Consider the following 15,980-nt stretch of genomic DNA (forward strand, 5'->3'; position numbering starts at 1 on the left):
GTGATGCTCGGCACCAAACTGATGCAAAACGGTCTGGTCCTGGGGTTTCTGGCGGCGTTCCTTTGGGGCACGCACAGTGTCATCGTGCGCTATCTCACAAGTGATCTGGGCGGATTGCAGATAGCTGTCACACGCCTGTTTATCGCCGCTCTGGCGATTTATTGCATGTTGCAGGTGATGCGAGTTTCTGTGTCGATTCAACTGGGCGATTGGAATTTCCGTCTGGCGGTACTGGCGACTGTGGTCAACTATATCCTGTTCCATATCGGCCTCGAGCACACAGGCGCGGCAAATGCGATGGTGCTCGAAAATACCGCGCCGTTCTTTGTTCTGGTATTCCTTTATTTCTTTGCAGATACGAAGGTGACGCGCATAGACGTCGTGGCAACAGCACTCGCAATTTTTGGCGTTTTCTTAACTGTTTACCGGGATTTTCAGGGTGGCGGCGAACCTTTGTTCGGCGATCTTCTGGAAATCGGTGCGGGCCTCAGCTGGGCCGTGTTTCTAGTTTCCAGCAGCCGCGCAATGCGCAGTTCGAAAACGACGGGAGAGAGGTTGAATTTCCTGTTCGGTATTTTCCTTTGCTCAGGCGTACTGCTGATACCGATGGCCGCCTTTTCATTGCAAATACCAACGGCCAACGACGTTTTGTTTTTGATCTTGTTAGGCGTTCTGCCAACCGCGTTGGCCTACTACCTATGGTACGAGGCCGCCGCGCGGGTTTCGACATTGACTGCGACGTTGCTTTTTGCAGCTTCGGTCGTGTTTACTTTTGTCAATTCGGCCTTGTTTTTGGGTGCGACAATCACGCCGCTCGCCATCGTGGGGGCGGCGCTGATCGTAGGGGCTATCTTTCTGACATCAATGAAGAAAGCGGAATAGGTGTTCGTCGCTACACTGCCGTTGCTGATAAGGGCAGGGACATTATGTATTGGGGCCCGGCCTCGCCATGAGGCCAGATATCTCCTGTCTCTTCGAAACCAGCGCGACGATACACAGAGACGGCAACGGGATTTTCGAGGTTTACGGTCAAAAACAAAGCGTTCGCCTTCGGATACAACTTAGGCAGGTATGTCCTCAACTCGCGCATGGCCGCGGTTCCATGCCCTTGGCCCTGAACGCTATGGTCGAGGATAACAGCCCTTAATCCAAGATCGGTTTGAGAGGCAAAAGGATAGTCTTGCCAGTAAAAGCGATCGATTTTGAACAGGCCCACAGGGCGTTGGTACAGCGTTATTTGATGGAGATCGAACCGTTCGGCAGGCTCGGCCAAAGCTTCTTCTACAGTACCCGCGAACTTAAGCTGATCGGGCCGCAGCTTGATACCCGCGACCCGGTCTGCCTCATTGCGGTTCAAAGGTTGAAGTGCAATCACCCCTCCATCGCTTCCAGCTCATCAATAAAGCCTGAGATCATCGACAGGCCTTTGTCCCAGAATTTCGGATCGCTGGCGTCAAGGCCGAACGGGGCCAGAAGCTCTTTGTGATGTTTGGACCCACCGGCGCGCAACATTTCGAAATACTTGTCTTCGAAGCCGTCTGCGCCGCTTTCGTAAACCGAATACAGCGCGTTCACGAGGCCATCGCCGAAGGCATAGGCATAAACGTAGAAGGGTGAATGGACGAAATGCGGGATATAGGCCCAGAACGTCTCGTAGCCTTCCATGAATTCAAACGCGGGGCCGAGGCTTTCGGCCTGAACGCTCATCCACAGGGCGTTGATATCATCCGGGGTCAGTTCGCCTTCGCGACGGGCCGCATGCAGCTTGCATTCGAAGTCGTAGAAGGCGATCTGGCGGACCACTGTGTTGATCATGTCCTCGACCTTACCGGCCAGCAGGACTTTGCGTTGCTCTTGGGTTTCGGCTTGTTCCAGCATTTTGCGGAAGGTCAGCATTTCGCCAAAGACAGACGCTGTTTCAGCAAGTGTCAGCGGGGTCGAGGACAGCATCTCACCCTGATCGGCGGCCAGCACCTGATGCACGCCGTGGCCCAGTTCATGCGCCAGGGTCATCACGTCGCGCGGTTTGCCCAGATAATTGAGCATCACATAGGGGTGGACATCAGTAACAGTCGGGTGGGCAAAAGCACCCGGCGCTTTGCCGGGTTTCACCGCCGCATCGATCCAGCCCTTTGAGAAGAAGGGCGATGCGATCTCTCCCATGCGTGGATCGAAGGCATTGTATGCGTCCATCACGGTCTTTTCGGCTTCGTCCCAATTGACAACGCGCGTGTCTTCCATGGGCAGCGGAGCGTTACGGTCCCAGACCTGCATCACGTCCAGACCAAGCCATTTGCGCTTTAGCTCGTAATACCGGTGGCTCAGCTTGGGGTAGGCGGCCACAACTGCCTCGCGCAGCGCCTCGACCACTTCGGGCTCAACATCGTTCGACAGGTGACGCCCGGTTTGGGCGCTGGGCATGTTACGCCAGCGGTCGACAATTTCCTTTTCCTTGGCCTGTGTGTTGTGAACACGGGCAAAGGTCTTGATGTTGTCCTGAAACACCGATGCCAGTTCCCGCGCAGCTGCTTCACGCTTGGCGCGGTCCTGCTCGGTCAACAGGTTCAGGGTGCCTTCGATGTTCAGCTCTTCGCCATTAACGTTGAAGGTCAGTCCGGCGATGGTTTCATCAAACAAACGTTCCCACGCATCGCCGACAACGCCCAAGTCGTGCAGGAACTTTTCCAGCTCATCGGACAGTTGATAGGGCTTCATCGCACGGATTCGGCGGAAAACGGGCTCATAACGAGCCAGATCGGCATTGGCGTCGAAATGCGCCTTGAGCACATCGTCGTCGATACGGTTGAGTTCCAGCGTGAAAAACACAAGCGGCGTCGTGAAGATCGTGATTTTTTCCTGCATGTCCGACAGGAATTTTGCACGCTCGGCATCCGTGGTCAGTTGGTAATAGCGCAGGCCGGCAAAGGACATGATGCGGCCGGCAATGGAATTGATCTTTTCGTTGCGCAACACACAGGCCAGCAGGTCGTCTGAGTCCAGATCGGCCAGTTTGCCTTCGTAGTCTGCGGCAAAGGCGGCGCATTCGCCTTCAAGCCAGTCCAAATCGCGCTCAAGCTCGGGTGCGTCTTCCGAGCCGTAGAGATCGCTCAGATCCCATTCCGGTAGGTCACCAAGGTTGTCGGCACCGCCCATTGCGTTTGCGTCTCGGACAGGAAAGGGAAGGTCGCGCATGGATCACCTTTTGTAGATAGCTTTTGCAAACATCTAGGGCTGGCGCGCGCGGATCACAAGCGGCCAGTCCAACAAGATGCCTGACAGAAGCAGGGTTTTCAGATCGCAGCTTAGCTGGTTCGATTTGACAGAAAATGCTCTGCCAGCTGATCCAGAACCGGCCCGCGTACATCAGGGGCCTCCATCAGCACTTCGTGTTCGCCGTCCGGGATTTCTACGAGTGTGCCGTTTGGCCAGTTCTTCATGCGCTCGCGTATGGCCTTGCGGTCGACGATCTGTTCGTGGCTGCCAAGGAAGGTCAGCCCAGGTGTGTCGGGTGCGGGCTGCTCCATCAGCCAGGCGCACTCGTCCAGCGACTCGCGCAACCAAAGGTTCGAGGGCGCTCCAAGCGCCAGTTCAGGATGGGCCTTCAGCTGATCCTGCATCATCCGAAACATCGCCGGATCGCGGGTCAGCATATTGCCTTCGAAAGGTTGCGACAGAACATAGCTTTCCAGCGTTGTGGTCGGAGGCGTTTTTTCGCCAAGGCCAAGCGCTGTGCCCCAATAGGCCGTTACGCGGCTGAGGGGTTTCATAACCGGGGTAAAGAAAATACCCCACATCGGACCGGTGAAGGCACAGGCGGCAAAGCACTTTTGCTCAATCACGGCGCGCAACCCAATGGCACCTCCCATTGAGTGCCCGATCACGTACCAGGGCTTTGGCAGATCCAGCACTCGGGCAAGATCAAGCGTGGCCTGAACGTCGCGCTGATAATCCGTAAATTGATCGACATGTCCGACACGAGGGTCGTCCAGCAAGCGATCTGCCAGGCCCTGACCCCGCCAATCAACGGCAAGCATGGCAAAACCGCGTTGGATGAACGCGGCAGCGGTGCTTCCGTATTTTTCGATGTATTCGGTTCGACCGGGAAACATCAGCACGGTGCCCTGCGCGTCGCCCTCGGGCAGCCAGTGGCCAACACGGATTCGAATCTGGTCCGAGGTCATTACCCAGTGGGCGTTCCCACCGGCGGGACCGCCGGCCACGTCTTCAAAGAAAGGGGCCGGCGTCAATTCCATCAGGCCAACACCGAGGCAAGCTTCATCGCAACACCCATGTCGCCGTCAATGGTCAGTTTGCCGGACATGAACGCACCGGTGGGGTTCAGTTCACCACTGAGGATTTGTTCGAACGTGTCGGCGTCGGCGCTCATGGTGACATCAGCGTCATCGTCGCTGACACGGGCACCGTCAGAATCCAGAACGATTGCGCCCAGATCGGCGATTGCAAACTTGGCCGAAGCATCAAACGCGCCGCCTTCCAATTTTTCATTCAGCGCGGCTGCTGCCTTTTCAAGAATCTCGCTCATGCTTTTCCTCATTTTGTTAGTGCGCCGTGAATGGACATCCCCGGTCGCAACGCTACACTGACTATTGTTATGAGCATTGCAATCCACAATCTCAAAGGTACCGTTGCGGCACTTGCCGTTCTAGTCACGTTTTCCACCAGTTGCCTAGCGCAACAGGCGGATTTGCGCGATGAAGACGCGCTGCTGCAGCAACTTGCCCAATCGACACCCGAACAGGCAATGGCCCTGGACAGGCAGTTGCAAGCCTTGTGGGCGCAATCCGGCTCAGCTTCGGCAGACTTGCTGTTGGAACGGGGCCGTGAAGCGCTTGAAGACGGTGACATCGACGCCGCACTGGATCACCTGACAGCGTTGACAGATCACGCGCCCGACTTCGCAGAAGGCTGGCATGTACGCGCCTCGGCGTTTTTTGGGATCGAACGGTTTGGCATGGCAGCCGCCGACCTTGAACACGTACTGACCCTCAACCCCAACCACTACGAAGCGATTTATGGGCTGGGTTTGATCTTTGAAATCGTTGGAGAGCCTGAGAAAGCGTATGATGCTTATTCGCGGGCCTTGGCTATACATCCCCACCACGAAGAAGTAACCAATGCAGTGAATCGACTGAAGCCTCAGGTTGAAGGCGCAGCGCTGTAAGGTCCGGGGCAGGGGGCAATGGTGAGCGGGTCATCCCGAGTAGTGGCCGTATTGGGCCCGACAAACACAGGCAAAACCCATTACGCAATCGAACGGATGCTGGGGTACCGCACCGGCGTGATTGGCCTGCCGCTGCGGCTGTTGGCGCGCGAGGTCTATGACAAGATTGTCGCCATTCGCGGCCCATCGGTTGTGGCCTTGGTCACGGGTGAAGAGCGCATCGTGCCACCGCGCACCCAATATTGGGTTTGCACGGTCGAGGCGATGCCAGAAGGCATGGGGGCAGATTTTGTTGCGATCGACGAAATCCAACTCTGTGCCGATCCCGAACGCGGCCATGTCTTTACCGACCGTCTGCTGCGGTCCCGTGGCACGAATGAGACGCTTTTCCTAGGCTCCGACACCATGCGCGGCCCCATCGCGGCGCTGGTTCCCGAGGCACAGTTCGTAAGACGCGAACGGATGTCTCAACTGGTTTATTCCGGGTCCAAGAAAATCAGCCGGATGCCCACGCGCAGCGCCATCGTCGGATTTTCGGTCGACAGTGTTTATGCCATTGCCGAGTTGCTGCGGCGTCAAAAGGGCGGGGCAGCCGTTGTCATGGGCGCGCTCAGCCCGCGTACGAGAAATGCCCAAGTCGACCTCTATCAGAATGGTGAGGTCGACTATCTGGTGGCCACCGACGCCATCGGGATGGGGCTGAACCTGGATGTGAACCACGTCGCGTTTTCATCCCTCACCAAATTTGACGGCCGCCGGATGCGCCCGCTTGCCCCGAACGAACTGGCGCAGATTGCGGGCCGGGCTGGTCGCGGGATGTCTGATGGCACCTTTGGCGTGACGGGCGAGGCTCCGCCGCTGGATGAAGGCGTGGCGCAGGCCATCATGGACAGCCGCTTTACGCCGATGAAAAAGCTGAACTGGCGGAATGCCGCCTTGCGTTTCGGCTCCATCGACGCACTGATCACTTCGCTTGAGGTCAGCCCAAATGACGAGCATCTGACCAAAGCACGCCCTGCGGACGACCTGAATGCGCTGAAATCCTTGTCACAAGTGACCGAGGTCGTTGCCCGCGCCAGCGACCCGCAATCCATCCGTTTATTGTGGGACGTGTGCCGAATCCCCGATTTTCGCGGCATCAGCCACGCAGAACACGCCAGCTTGCTCGAGGTGATCTACGGCCACCTGCACGAGCGCGGATCGATCCCGGATGACTTCATGGCGCGACAGATCCGTCGGATCGACCAGACCCATGGGGACATAGATGCGCTGTCCAAAAGGTTGGCATATATTCGCACTTGGACATATGTTGCGCAACGAAACGGCTGGGTGCGTGACGAATCGCATTGGCGTGATGAGACGCGCATTGTAGAAGACAGACTGTCAGATGCCTTACATGAGCGTCTGACTCAAAGATTTGTGGACCGGCGTACATCTGTTTTGCTGCGCCGGCTCAAACAGAAGGAGGCCCTTTTGGCCGAAGTAAATGACAAGGGTGAAGTGACCGTCGAAGGCGAATTCGTCGGTCGTTTGGAAGGGTTCCGGTTTACCCCGGACAAAAGCGCGCAAGGAACCGAGGCGAAAGCTTTGAAATCGGCTTCCCTGCAAGCACTCGCGCCGCAATTCCATCTGCGTGCCGATCGCTTCTATAATGCGCCCGATACCGAAATTGATTTCACGGATCAGGGTGGCCTGATGTGGGGCGAACACGCCGTCGGCAAACTTGTCGCCGGGGCAGAGCCTCTCAAGCCGATGGTCGAGGTTTTTGTGGATGAAGCGGCAGGGCCGGATGTAGAACAGAAAGTGCAGCGCCGGTTGCAGCACTTCATCGACCGCAAAGTCGCTGCGCTGTTCGAGCCGCTGCTCAACCTGTCGCGCGACGAGGAACTGACTGGCCTGGCAAAAGGGTTCGCGTTCCGCATGGTCGAAGCGCTGGGCGTTCTGCCGCGCGCGCAGGTCGCGCAAGAGGTCAAGGATCTGGATCAGGACGCGCGTGGTGCCCTGCGCAAGCATGGCATCCGGTTTGGCCAGTTCACGATCTTCATGCCGCTGCTGCTGAAACCCGCACCTACGCGTCTGCGACTGGTGCTGTGGGCGTTGTCCAGCGGTTTGCAGGAATTCCCCGAAGCGCCGCCTCCGGGTCTGGTCACTGTGCCCGTCGCCAAGGACGCGCCGCAGGGCTATGACACCATGTGCGGTTACCGTGATGCGGGTGAGCGTTCGATCCGGATCGACATGCTGGAACGTCTGGCCGACATGCTGCGTGCTGAAGACAGCCGGGGAGGGTTCGAAGCCAAGCCGGATATGCTTTCGATCACCGGCATGACGCTTGAGCAATTCGCGGACCTGATGCAGGGCCTTGGCTACAAGGCCGAGCGTGGCGAACGTGAAAAGGTCAAACCGATCCCGGTGGAGCAGCCAGCCTCAGAAGCGTCTGATCAAGCTGCCCCCGAAGAATCCGCCGCGCCAGAGGCCGCACAGGAAGAGGTCGTCGCACCCGCCGAGGTGCCAGCCGAGACTACGGCAAGCACCGAGGCGGCAGCCGAGGCACCAGCGCCTGATGCCGCACCGGATGAGCCTGAGGCCGAAGTTTTCTATACTTTCACTTGGGGTCGCCAACGCCAGCAAAACCGTGGCCCGCGCCGCGAGCAGGGGCAGGGCAAAGGAAAACCACGCGGTAAACCTCAGGACGGTCGCGGCAAGCCGCATGGCAAGAAGGGTGGCAAACCTCAGGGCGCCAAGTCCTTCTCGTCACGGCCTCCGAAAAAGGAAAAAGCCATTGATCCCGATAACCCGTTCGCTGCGGCGCTTATGGGTTTGAAGGACGGCAACTGATGTAAGATGGCCGAGGCCAAACTGCGGATCGACAAGTGGTTGTGGCAGGCGCGGTTCTTCAAGACCCGCAGCCTTGCCGCCAAGCAGGTCAGCAGCGGCCATGTCAGATTGAACGGAAATCGGGTGCTGAAGCCGGCGCAGGCTGTAGGCCCCGGTGATGTTCTAACCTTTCCGCAAGGGCGAATAGTGCGTGTCGTGCGTATCGAAAAACTCGGGGATCGCCGGGGTCCGGCCCCCGAGGCGCAAACGCTGTATTTCGATATGACGGAAAAGCAGGACGCATCACCCAAGAATCCGGGTTTTGAGGGAAAAGGTCGTCCGACCAAGAAAGATCGGCGCGCTCTTGATCTTTCTCGCACAGAAGATCGCTGATCCCATCTTGAAGAGTAGGCCAGACTGAATTAGCTAGTCGCACAAACCGCAAACGGGAATCCGCTCATGACCTATGTTGTCACCGAAAACTGTATCGCCTGCAAATACACCGACTGTGTCGAAGTGTGCCCGGTGGACTGTTTCTACGAAGGTGAAAACGCTTTGGTCATTCATCCGGACGAATGCATCGACTGTGGCGTTTGCGAACCGGAATGCCCGGCCGACGCAATCCGCCCCGATACTGAGCCGGGAATGGAACAGTGGGTCGAGTTCAATCGCAAGTTCTCGGAACAGTGGCCGGTGATTGTGACCAAGAAAGACCCGCTTCCTGAGGCTGAAGAGCGCGACGGTGAAGAGGGTAAAATGGAGAAGTATTTCTCTGAGGCCCCCGGCGAAGGCGGTTAAGCGATTCGCTGCTAAAGCCTAGCGTCTGACACGAAGTTCACGAAGTAACCTGTTGAAGGTGCGTGTAATTCCAAAAATTCCCGTAGGGTAAACTTTCGGGTGTCATATTTTTGTGGTATACTCGCTTCCTGTATGATGACCGAGATTGGGATGCACTCCGAAAGTATGCTCACTTTGGAGTTCTGAATTTGTGACAGAAACGCCGCCTGACGGGGCTGAGACAGTCCCCGCATGTGGTGCTTTTGTTGTCTGTGTCCCGGTCCGCAAGCAAGGAAAAAACTGAATGACAAAGTCGAAAAAGCTTGAGTTCCGCCCAAACGACTATGTTGTCTATCCCGCCCATGGCGTGGGTCAGATCATCTCGATCGAGGAGCAGGAAGTTGCGGGCTTTTCGCTCGAACTGTTTGTCATCTCATTTGAGAAAGACAAAATGACATTGCGCGTGCCGACCAACAAAGCAACCGAATCCGGTTTGCGGTCGCTGAGCTCGCCCGATGTTATCAGTCAGGCGATGAAGACACTGAAGGGCAAGGCCAAGGTCAAACGCGCCATGTGGTCCCGCCGTGCCCAGGAATATGAACAGAAAATCAACTCGGGCGATCTGATCTCGATTGCTGAAGTTGTCCGCGACTTGCATCGCACCGACGATCAGCGCGAGCAGAGCTATTCCGAGCGTCAGCTTTATGAAGCCGCGCTAGAGCGTCTGACCCGAGAGGTCGCAGCCGTGTCCGGTGCTGGCGAAGTTTCGGCCGCGAAGCAGGTGGACGAAGTCCTGACCTCGCGCGCAGCTTGATCGTGCCAAAGAACTGCCTGAGGCCGCTCCAATCGGGGCGGCCTTTTTCGTGGCTTGGTGATTTGTGCAACTGCCGTTAATTTCACTTTAGATGCAGCACGATACAGGGCGGATATGAAGCAAACGGTGAAATACCTGTATATCGGGCATGACCCGATTTCGGTCTGGTTTCGCTACGGCCTGATCCTGTTCGACATTGTGTCGATCATCTTCTTCGTCGCCACCGCTCATTTTCCTCACGGGCCGGGTGTCACGGTCGCAAGCCTGCTGATTGGCTTTCTGATTTTGCTGGATTTCTCAGCGCGGCTTTGGATCGCCAAGGACCGTTGGAAGTTGTTGCGCCAGATATACACGCTGGCGGATATCGTTGTTATCGTATCCCTGGTGCTTGATCCGTTCCTGACGGGCAACCTTGCGTTTTTGCGGATCTTGCGCGCCTTGCGGTTGATCCATTCCTACCACTTGCTGCGGGACTTACGACGCGACAGCAATTTCTTCCGCACCCACGAAGACGCGGTGATCGCTGCCATTAACCTCATGGTTTTTGTCTTTGCAACTTCGACCGCCGTTCTGGTGTTTTTTATTCCCGCAGATTCGCAAACGCCCTATATCGACGCGCTCTATTTCACCATGGCGACTCTGACGACCACCGGGTTTGGCGATATCACCTTGCCCACGCCAGGCGGTAAGCTGTTTTCGGTCTTCATCATGGTGGTGGGCGTAGCTCTCTTTGTCCGGCTGGCTCAAGCAATCTTCATGCCTCAGAAAGTCCGTCACAAATGCCCAAGCTGCGGTTTGTTCCGGCATGATCCTGATGCCGTGCATTGCAAGCACTGTGGTGCCACTTTGCGGATCGAAACCGGAGGTGCGTCTTAAATCAAAGCGACGCAGGTCAGCAGAAAGGTAATTTCGGAGACCAATTGAGTGGCACCCAAAATGTCACCTGTCTGACCACCTATCTTTGCCTTGGCGATAAGGGCTGTGATTGCTGTGCTGGCTGCTGCAAATACCACAGCAATGACAGCGCCTGCGCCCAGAAAGAGAAGGGCGAGTGCTGCGGCCAACCCCAGGGCTGCTAAGACGGATGTCACTCCGGGCGTGCCGACTGAACGGCTCAGGCCAGACTTGCGCGCTTGTGGTAATCCGGTCATCACCACAGGCATCAACGCCCGAGATACGATGCAGGCGGACAGGATCGCCCCAAACGCTCCGGCGGTCAGCAAGGCAGAGATGGCCGAGATCCGAACCAGTTGAGACAGGATCAAGGCAAGTACGCCGTAAGTCCCGATATGGCTGTCCTTCATGATCTCCAGACGCCGTTCGCGGGTAAATCCACCCCAGAGGCCATCGAACATGTCGGCAAGGCCGTCCTCGTGCATAGCGCCGGTTGTGGCGATCAGTGCGGCCATCAGCAGACCGGCAGACGCCATGACAGGCAGCCCCAATGCAAGCGCGCTCCACCCCACAAGGCAGGCAAGCCCTCCGACGATCAGACCCACAAAGGGAAAAGCCCAGACCGACTGAGCTTGCCGTGAGAAAACCGGATCAGGCAAACGCGGCACGGGCAGGCGGGTGAGAAGCACCAGCGCCAGCGGAATATCCATCAGGGAAAAGAGTTTCGTGTCGTTTTTATGCACGCCCGTGCCTTTCGGGGTCTTGTTGGATTCAGTGCTTCGGTTAAACACACAGGACCACTCTGATGCAATGAGGCTTTCATGCTGCCTGAACTGAATGATTTGAACGCGTTCCGCGCTGCACTGTCGGCGGCTCCGGGCCCGGATGCCGCTGCGGCGCAAGGCGCGAGCGAGCGTAACGGACACCTGACCAAACCCCCCGGTGCACTTGGCCGGCTTGAGGACTTGGCGATCTGGTATGCGGGATGGCGCGGGGATGCGCGTCCGCAGATATCAGCCCCGCAGGTCATCGTCTTTGCCGGAAACCACGGTGTCACCGCGCAGGGCGTATCGGCCTTCCCGCCGGAAGTCACCGTGCAGATGGTTATGAACTTTGAACATGGCGGCGCGGCGATCAATCAACTGGCCAAGGCGGCGGGCGCAACAATGAATGTGCACGCGTTGGATCTGGACAAGCCGACAGCGGATTTCACGCAAGCTCCGGCAATGAGTGAAGATGAATTGCTGAGCGCCTTGCGCACCGGCTGGCAGGCCGTTGATCCGCAGGCCGATCTGCTGGTTGTGGGTGAGATGGGTATCGGCAACACAACCCCGGCTGCGGCCATCGCCTGCGCGCTGTTTGGCGGGGATGCAGAGGATTGGACCGGTCGCGGGACCGGCGTGGATGACGCAGGTCTAGCCAACAAAACCCGCGTTGTGGCTGAGGGTGTGGCGAAACATTCCTCAGAGGACGGCCTTGAGGTTCTGCGCTGCCTGGGAGGGCGCGAGATCGCCGCGATGGCCGGGGCGATTGCCGCCGCGCGCGTGCTGCGCATTCCGGTTATTCTGGACGGTTTCATTTGTACTGCTGCCGCAGCTTGCCTTTGGAAACTGTCAGACAACGCATTGGATCATGCGATTGCAGGGCACCAAAGCGCGGAAGCGGCGCATGGGGCCGTATTGTCAAAGCTTGGCAAGGACCCGTTGCTGAGCCTTGGTCTGCGTCTGGGCGAAGGCTCTGGCGGGGCGCTGGCGATCAATATTCTCAAAAGTGCTGTGGCGTGCCATTCTGGTATGGCAACATTCGCCGAAGCGGGCGTATCCGACGGCTAAGGTCTTGCCTGACCCAGGGTTTGATCTGGGTCAGGCAGATTTCTTTGCGTGCTCTTCCGCCAATTCAAGCAATGCGGTTTCCAGATCTTTTTCCAGCTTCTGAGCGCGCTCGATGTACTTCTTGTTCTCGGCTGTTGGCATTCCGGGAACCCAGAGCTCGGCCAGATCACGGACTGACGTCCGGTCGTGGTGATAAAAGGTCTGTTCGGCCTGCGCGGCCTCGTATTCACTCAGCCCAATATTCTCCAGAACATAACGCCCTGCGCGAAGCGAGCTGTCGAACAGTTCGCGGACAATGTCGTTGGCCCCCGCCTGATACAGCTCGTACACGTGGGTCCGGTCGCGGGCTCGGGCGATAATGTGCAGGTCGGGGCGCTGCCGTCTGGCATACCCAACCAGCCGCGTCACTTGCTTGTGGTCGTCCATTGCCGCCACAAGAACCGACGCTTTTTCCAACCCTGCAGCGCGTAGCAATTCGGGGCGCGTTGGGTCGCCCAAAAAGCCTTTAACCCCAAACCTGCGCATCAATTGAACGGTTTCAATGTCGTGGTCCAGAACCACTGTTTTGAAACCGCTGGCGCGTACCAGCCGGTTCACGATCTGACCAAACCGTCCGATGCCCGCAATGATTACAGGGCCTTTCTCGTCAATTTCATCGGGTTCGGGTTCTTTGGCGGTGTCGCCTATTTTCCGGGACAGAAGATCATAGATGATAAACAGAAGGGGGGTGATCAGCATGGTCAGCGCAATGATCATCAGCAGTTTCTGTGACAGATCGGGCGGTATGACGTTCTGTTGCGTGGAAAACGCCAGCAGTACAAATCCAAATTCACCGGCCTGCGCCAGCCCAAGCGTGAACAGCCAATGGTCGCGCCCTCGCAGTTTAAAGGCTTTGCCGACCAGAAACAGGATGATCCCTTTTGCAAGGATCACAAGAAGTGCCAAGCCAATCAGGTCCAGCGGGTCATTGAAGAAATAGCCAACGTCGATCCCGGCCCCTACCGTGATAAAGAACAGCCCAAGGAACAGCCCTTTGAACGGTTCAAGGTCGCTTTCCATTTCATGGCGAAACTCTGAGCTGGCCAGCACGACACCCGCCAAAAACGCGCCCAGAGCGGGGGACAGTCCAACAAGCGTCATCAGGAAAGAAATACCGACGACAATCATAAGCGCAAGAGCGGTGTACATCTCGCGCAGGCGCGTCGCGTGGATAAACCGAAAGAGTGGGCGGGTGAGATAGACACCTGCCAGAATAACGAAGGCAATTGCGCCGATTGTGACCAGAGTAACGGCCCAACCCGGCAAACCTTCGACCAGAGAGAGGCTGTGATGGCCCGCAGCATGCAGGTCACCTGCACCCCGATCAATCGATCCGTCAGCTTCGATATGAGGCATCGCGGGCAAAGCCAGTAGCGGCAATAGCGCCAGGATCGGAATGACTGCGATGTCTTGTGTCAAAAGCACCGAAAACGTGGCTCGCCCACCATTTGTCTGCATAAGCCCCTTTTCTGACAGGGTCTGAAGGACGATCGCAGTTGATGACAGCGAAAGGGTCAATCCGACCGCCAATGCGACGGACCACGGGTGGTTTGCGTACATGGCCACTGCAGCAATTGCGGCCGTTGATAGCAAAACCTGAAGGCCGCCCAGGCCCAACAACCGATCACGCATGTCCCAAAGGGCACGAGGTTCCAGCTCCAGCCCGATCAGGAACAACATCATCACAACGCCAAACTCGGCGACGTGTTGAAGGTTCTCTGTCTCAGCACCGACCAACCCAAGGACCGGCCCTATGATAATCCCGGCGGCCAAATAGCCCAGTACCGATCCCAGCCCCAACCTTGCGGACAAGGGTACTGCGATTACAGCCGCAGCCAGATAGATCGAAGCCTGATATAGAAAATCGTCCATTTGTCTCCTCGTGAGCCCGTTCAGGTGGGCAGGGGGGCGTCGCGTTTCAGTTGGTCCATGACTATCTGGCTTTGGACACGGGCAACAGCAGGATGCGGCAGGATGACCTGATGGAGCAAGCTGTTGAGGGCGGAAAGATCGTCGCAATAGACATGCAGCAGGTAATCTGCCTCTCCTGTCATCGTCCATGCGCTTGTAATCTCGGGGCGGGTATCGACCATGCGGGCAAAGCTTTGGGATTGTTCGGGGCCATGTGTACCCAGATGAACCTGAACAAATCCTTGTACCTGCAACCCAAGTTTCAGGGGATCGAGCCGGGCGGCATAGCCGGTGATATAGCCTTCAGCCTCAAGCCGTTGTCGGCGTCGCCCTGCCTGGCTGGGTGAAAGGTTCAGCATCTCACCAAGTTGATGCGCGGTCAGATGCGCGTCCTTTTGCAGGGCAGATAGAAGACGTTTGTCAGTAGCATCCAGCACGTGCGGAAGAATCCCGGAATCTTTGCAATTCATGCGCGTTTTGCGCGCCTACTCTAAGTTTACACGAAAACAATGCGCAGAAACAGCGTTTGAAAAGTCATATTTTTGAATCAGCAATAAATTTCCTGTCTTCAAAGGAGACGCGCCATGGGTCCTTTCCCGCACAACGCCCCGAAATCAGTGATCAGTGAAGAAAACCCCGCCGGGACCGACGGGTTTGAATTTGTTGAATTTGCTCATCCCGAACCGCAGGAACTGCGCGATCTGTTTGCCAAGATGGGGTTCGATCTGGTGGCCCGGCACAAGGACAAGCCGCTGGTCGAACTCTGGCAGCAAGGGGATGTCACCTATATCCTGAATGCCGATCCTGACAGCTTTGCGGATAAGTTCGTCGCCGAGCACGGCCCATGCGCCCCCGCGATGGGGTGGCGTGTTGTCGATGCGCAGAAAGCGTATGAACACGCTGTGTCGAAAGGGGCCGAACCTTATGATGCAGATGACAAAACGCTGGACGTTCCTGCGATTAAAGGCATAGGCGGGTCGCTGATCTATTTCATCGATCAGTATTACGATACATCGCCTTACAATCAGGAGTTCGAGTGGATCAAGGAATCCAAGCCGCGTGGCGAAGGGTTCTACTACCTCGATCACCTGACCCACAATGTCTACAAGGGTAACATGGACAAGTGGTTCAAGTTCTACGGTGACTTGTTCAATTTCCGTGAAATTCGTTTCTTCGACATTCAGGGCAAGTTCACAGGTCTGTTCAGCCGCGCATTGACGTCGCCCTGTGGTCGTATCCGGATTCCGATCAACGAAGACCGGGGTGAGACTGGGCAGATCGTGTCGTACCTCAAGAAGTACAAGGGCGAAGGGATTCAACATATCGCTGTGGGCAGCGAGGATATCTATGCCTCAACCGACGCCATTGCTGAGAATGGTTTGAAATTCATGCCCGGCCCGAACCGCGCCTATTACGAGATGTCGAAAGATCGCGTAACCGATCATGACGAGCCATTGGATCACATGATGAAGCACGGCATTCTGATCGATGGTGAGGGTGTCGTGGACGGTGGCGAAACACGCATTCTGCTTCAGATCTTCTCAAAAACCGTGATCGGCCCGATCTTCTTTGAATTCATCCAGCGCAAAGGGGATGACGGTTTTGGTGAGGGCAATTTCCAGGCCCTGTTCGAATCTATCGAACGCGAGCAGATCGAAAGCGGCGAAATCTCTGCTGCCTGATACATCCAAAGTAGACGCGCCGGGGGATGACCTCC

General features: G+C 56.9%; 16 protein-coding genes. 9 read left to right on the top strand and 7 right to left on the bottom strand.

Annotated elements, in window-relative coordinates; genetic code table 11:
• Nucleotides 1-3 precede the first annotated feature (3 nt).
• Complete coding sequence (locus tag ACR0EV_RS03115; RefSeq protein WP_480798750.1) at nucleotides 4-882, top strand: DMT family transporter; 879 nt, start codon at nucleotides 4-6, stop codon at nucleotides 880-882.
• Between the two features lie 10 nt (nucleotides 883-892).
• Here ACR0EV_RS03115 and ACR0EV_RS03120 read toward each other — a convergent pair whose 3' ends face one another.
• The 4 genes from ACR0EV_RS03120 to ACR0EV_RS03135 all read right to left on the bottom strand — a co-directional run bounded on the left by ACR0EV_RS03120 (nucleotide 893) and on the right by ACR0EV_RS03135 (nucleotide 4,543).
• A complete protein-coding gene (locus tag ACR0EV_RS03120) occupies nucleotides 893-1,375 on the bottom strand; it encodes a GNAT family N-acetyltransferase (RefSeq protein WP_480798751.1) in 483 nt (160 codons plus the stop codon).
• Nucleotides 1,372-3,192: a M3 family oligoendopeptidase gene (locus tag ACR0EV_RS03125; protein ID WP_480798752.1), complete on the bottom strand. Its 1,821-nt coding sequence runs from the start codon at nucleotides 3,190-3,192 to the stop codon at nucleotides 1,372-1,374. Before ACR0EV_RS03125 ends, ACR0EV_RS03120 begins: the two co-directional genes overlap by 4 nt.
• 110 nt (nucleotides 3,193-3,302) lie before the next feature.
• On the bottom strand, nucleotides 3,303-4,253 hold the full coding sequence (locus ACR0EV_RS03130; protein WP_480798753.1) for an alpha/beta fold hydrolase: 951 nt from the start codon (nucleotides 4,251-4,253) through the stop codon (nucleotides 3,303-3,305).
• Nucleotides 4,253-4,543, bottom strand: a complete 291-nt coding sequence (locus ACR0EV_RS03135; RefSeq protein ID WP_171089449.1) for an SCP2 sterol-binding domain-containing protein — start codon at nucleotides 4,541-4,543, stop codon at nucleotides 4,253-4,255. Before ACR0EV_RS03135 ends, ACR0EV_RS03130 begins: the two co-directional genes overlap by 1 nt.
• A 30-nt stretch (nucleotides 4,544-4,573) precedes the next feature.
• Between ACR0EV_RS03135 and ACR0EV_RS03140 the strand changes: the two genes are divergently transcribed.
• The 6 genes from ACR0EV_RS03140 to ACR0EV_RS03165 all read left to right on the top strand — a co-directional run bounded on the left by ACR0EV_RS03140 (nucleotide 4,574) and on the right by ACR0EV_RS03165 (nucleotide 10,463).
• Nucleotides 4,574-5,182, top strand: coding sequence for a tetratricopeptide repeat protein (locus tag ACR0EV_RS03140; RefSeq protein ID WP_480798754.1), 609 nt, complete (start codon nucleotides 4,574-4,576; stop codon nucleotides 5,180-5,182).
• An 18-nt stretch (nucleotides 5,183-5,200) separates the two neighbouring features.
• Entirely contained in the window at nucleotides 5,201-8,017 is a 2,817-nt protein-coding gene (locus ACR0EV_RS03145; protein WP_480798755.1) for a helicase-related protein, read from the top strand.
• 6 nt (nucleotides 8,018-8,023) lie between these two features.
• A complete protein-coding gene (locus ACR0EV_RS03150; RefSeq protein WP_480798756.1) occupies nucleotides 8,024-8,389 on the top strand; it encodes an RNA-binding S4 domain-containing protein in 366 nt (121 codons plus the stop codon).
• A 66-nt stretch (nucleotides 8,390-8,455) separates the two neighbouring features.
• Nucleotides 8,456-8,794: a ferredoxin FdxA gene (gene fdxA, locus ACR0EV_RS03155; protein ID WP_170503422.1), complete on the top strand. Its 339-nt coding sequence runs from the start codon at nucleotides 8,456-8,458 to the stop codon at nucleotides 8,792-8,794.
• Between the two features lie 283 nt (nucleotides 8,795-9,077).
• Nucleotides 9,078-9,587 (top strand): CarD family transcriptional regulator, encoded by a 510-nt coding sequence (locus ACR0EV_RS03160; protein ID WP_171089457.1) that lies wholly within the window; start codon nucleotides 9,078-9,080, stop codon nucleotides 9,585-9,587.
• A 114-nt stretch (nucleotides 9,588-9,701) separates the two neighbouring features.
• Entirely contained in the window at nucleotides 9,702-10,463 is a 762-nt protein-coding gene (locus tag ACR0EV_RS03165; protein WP_171089459.1) for an ion channel, read from the top strand.
• Here the strand turns inward: ACR0EV_RS03165 and cobS are convergent.
• Entirely contained in the window at nucleotides 10,460-11,224 is a 765-nt protein-coding gene (gene cobS, locus ACR0EV_RS03170; protein WP_480798757.1) for an adenosylcobinamide-GDP ribazoletransferase, read from the bottom strand. The two genes, ACR0EV_RS03165 and cobS, sit on opposite strands and share 4 nt — an antisense overlap.
• 78 nt (nucleotides 11,225-11,302) lie before the next feature.
• On the opposite strand from cobS, the gene cobT reads away from it, so the two are divergent.
• A complete protein-coding gene (gene cobT / locus ACR0EV_RS03175; RefSeq protein ID WP_480798758.1) occupies nucleotides 11,303-12,313 on the top strand; it encodes a nicotinate-nucleotide--dimethylbenzimidazole phosphoribosyltransferase in 1,011 nt (336 codons plus the stop codon).
• A 30-nt stretch (nucleotides 12,314-12,343) separates the two neighbouring features.
• Here the strand turns inward: cobT and ACR0EV_RS03180 are convergent, their stop codons facing one another.
• Nucleotides 12,344-14,224, bottom strand: a complete 1,881-nt coding sequence (locus ACR0EV_RS03180; protein ID WP_480798759.1) for a monovalent cation:proton antiporter-2 (CPA2) family protein — start codon at nucleotides 14,222-14,224, stop codon at nucleotides 12,344-12,346.
• Between the two features lie 20 nt (nucleotides 14,225-14,244).
• Nucleotides 14,245-14,700, bottom strand: coding sequence for an Lrp/AsnC ligand binding domain-containing protein (locus ACR0EV_RS03185; RefSeq protein WP_171091132.1), 456 nt, complete (start codon nucleotides 14,698-14,700; stop codon nucleotides 14,245-14,247).
• Nucleotides 14,701-14,847: 147 nt separating this feature from the next.
• Between ACR0EV_RS03185 and hppD the strand changes: the two genes are divergently transcribed.
• The gene (gene hppD, locus ACR0EV_RS03190) at nucleotides 14,848-15,945 is read left to right on the top strand and encodes a 4-hydroxyphenylpyruvate dioxygenase (RefSeq protein WP_480798760.1); all 1,098 of its coding nucleotides are present in this window, start codon (nucleotides 14,848-14,850) and stop codon (nucleotides 15,943-15,945) included.
• Nucleotides 15,946-15,980 lie beyond the last annotated feature (35 nt).

This window comes from Ruegeria sp. CF8, assembly GCF_056537285.1.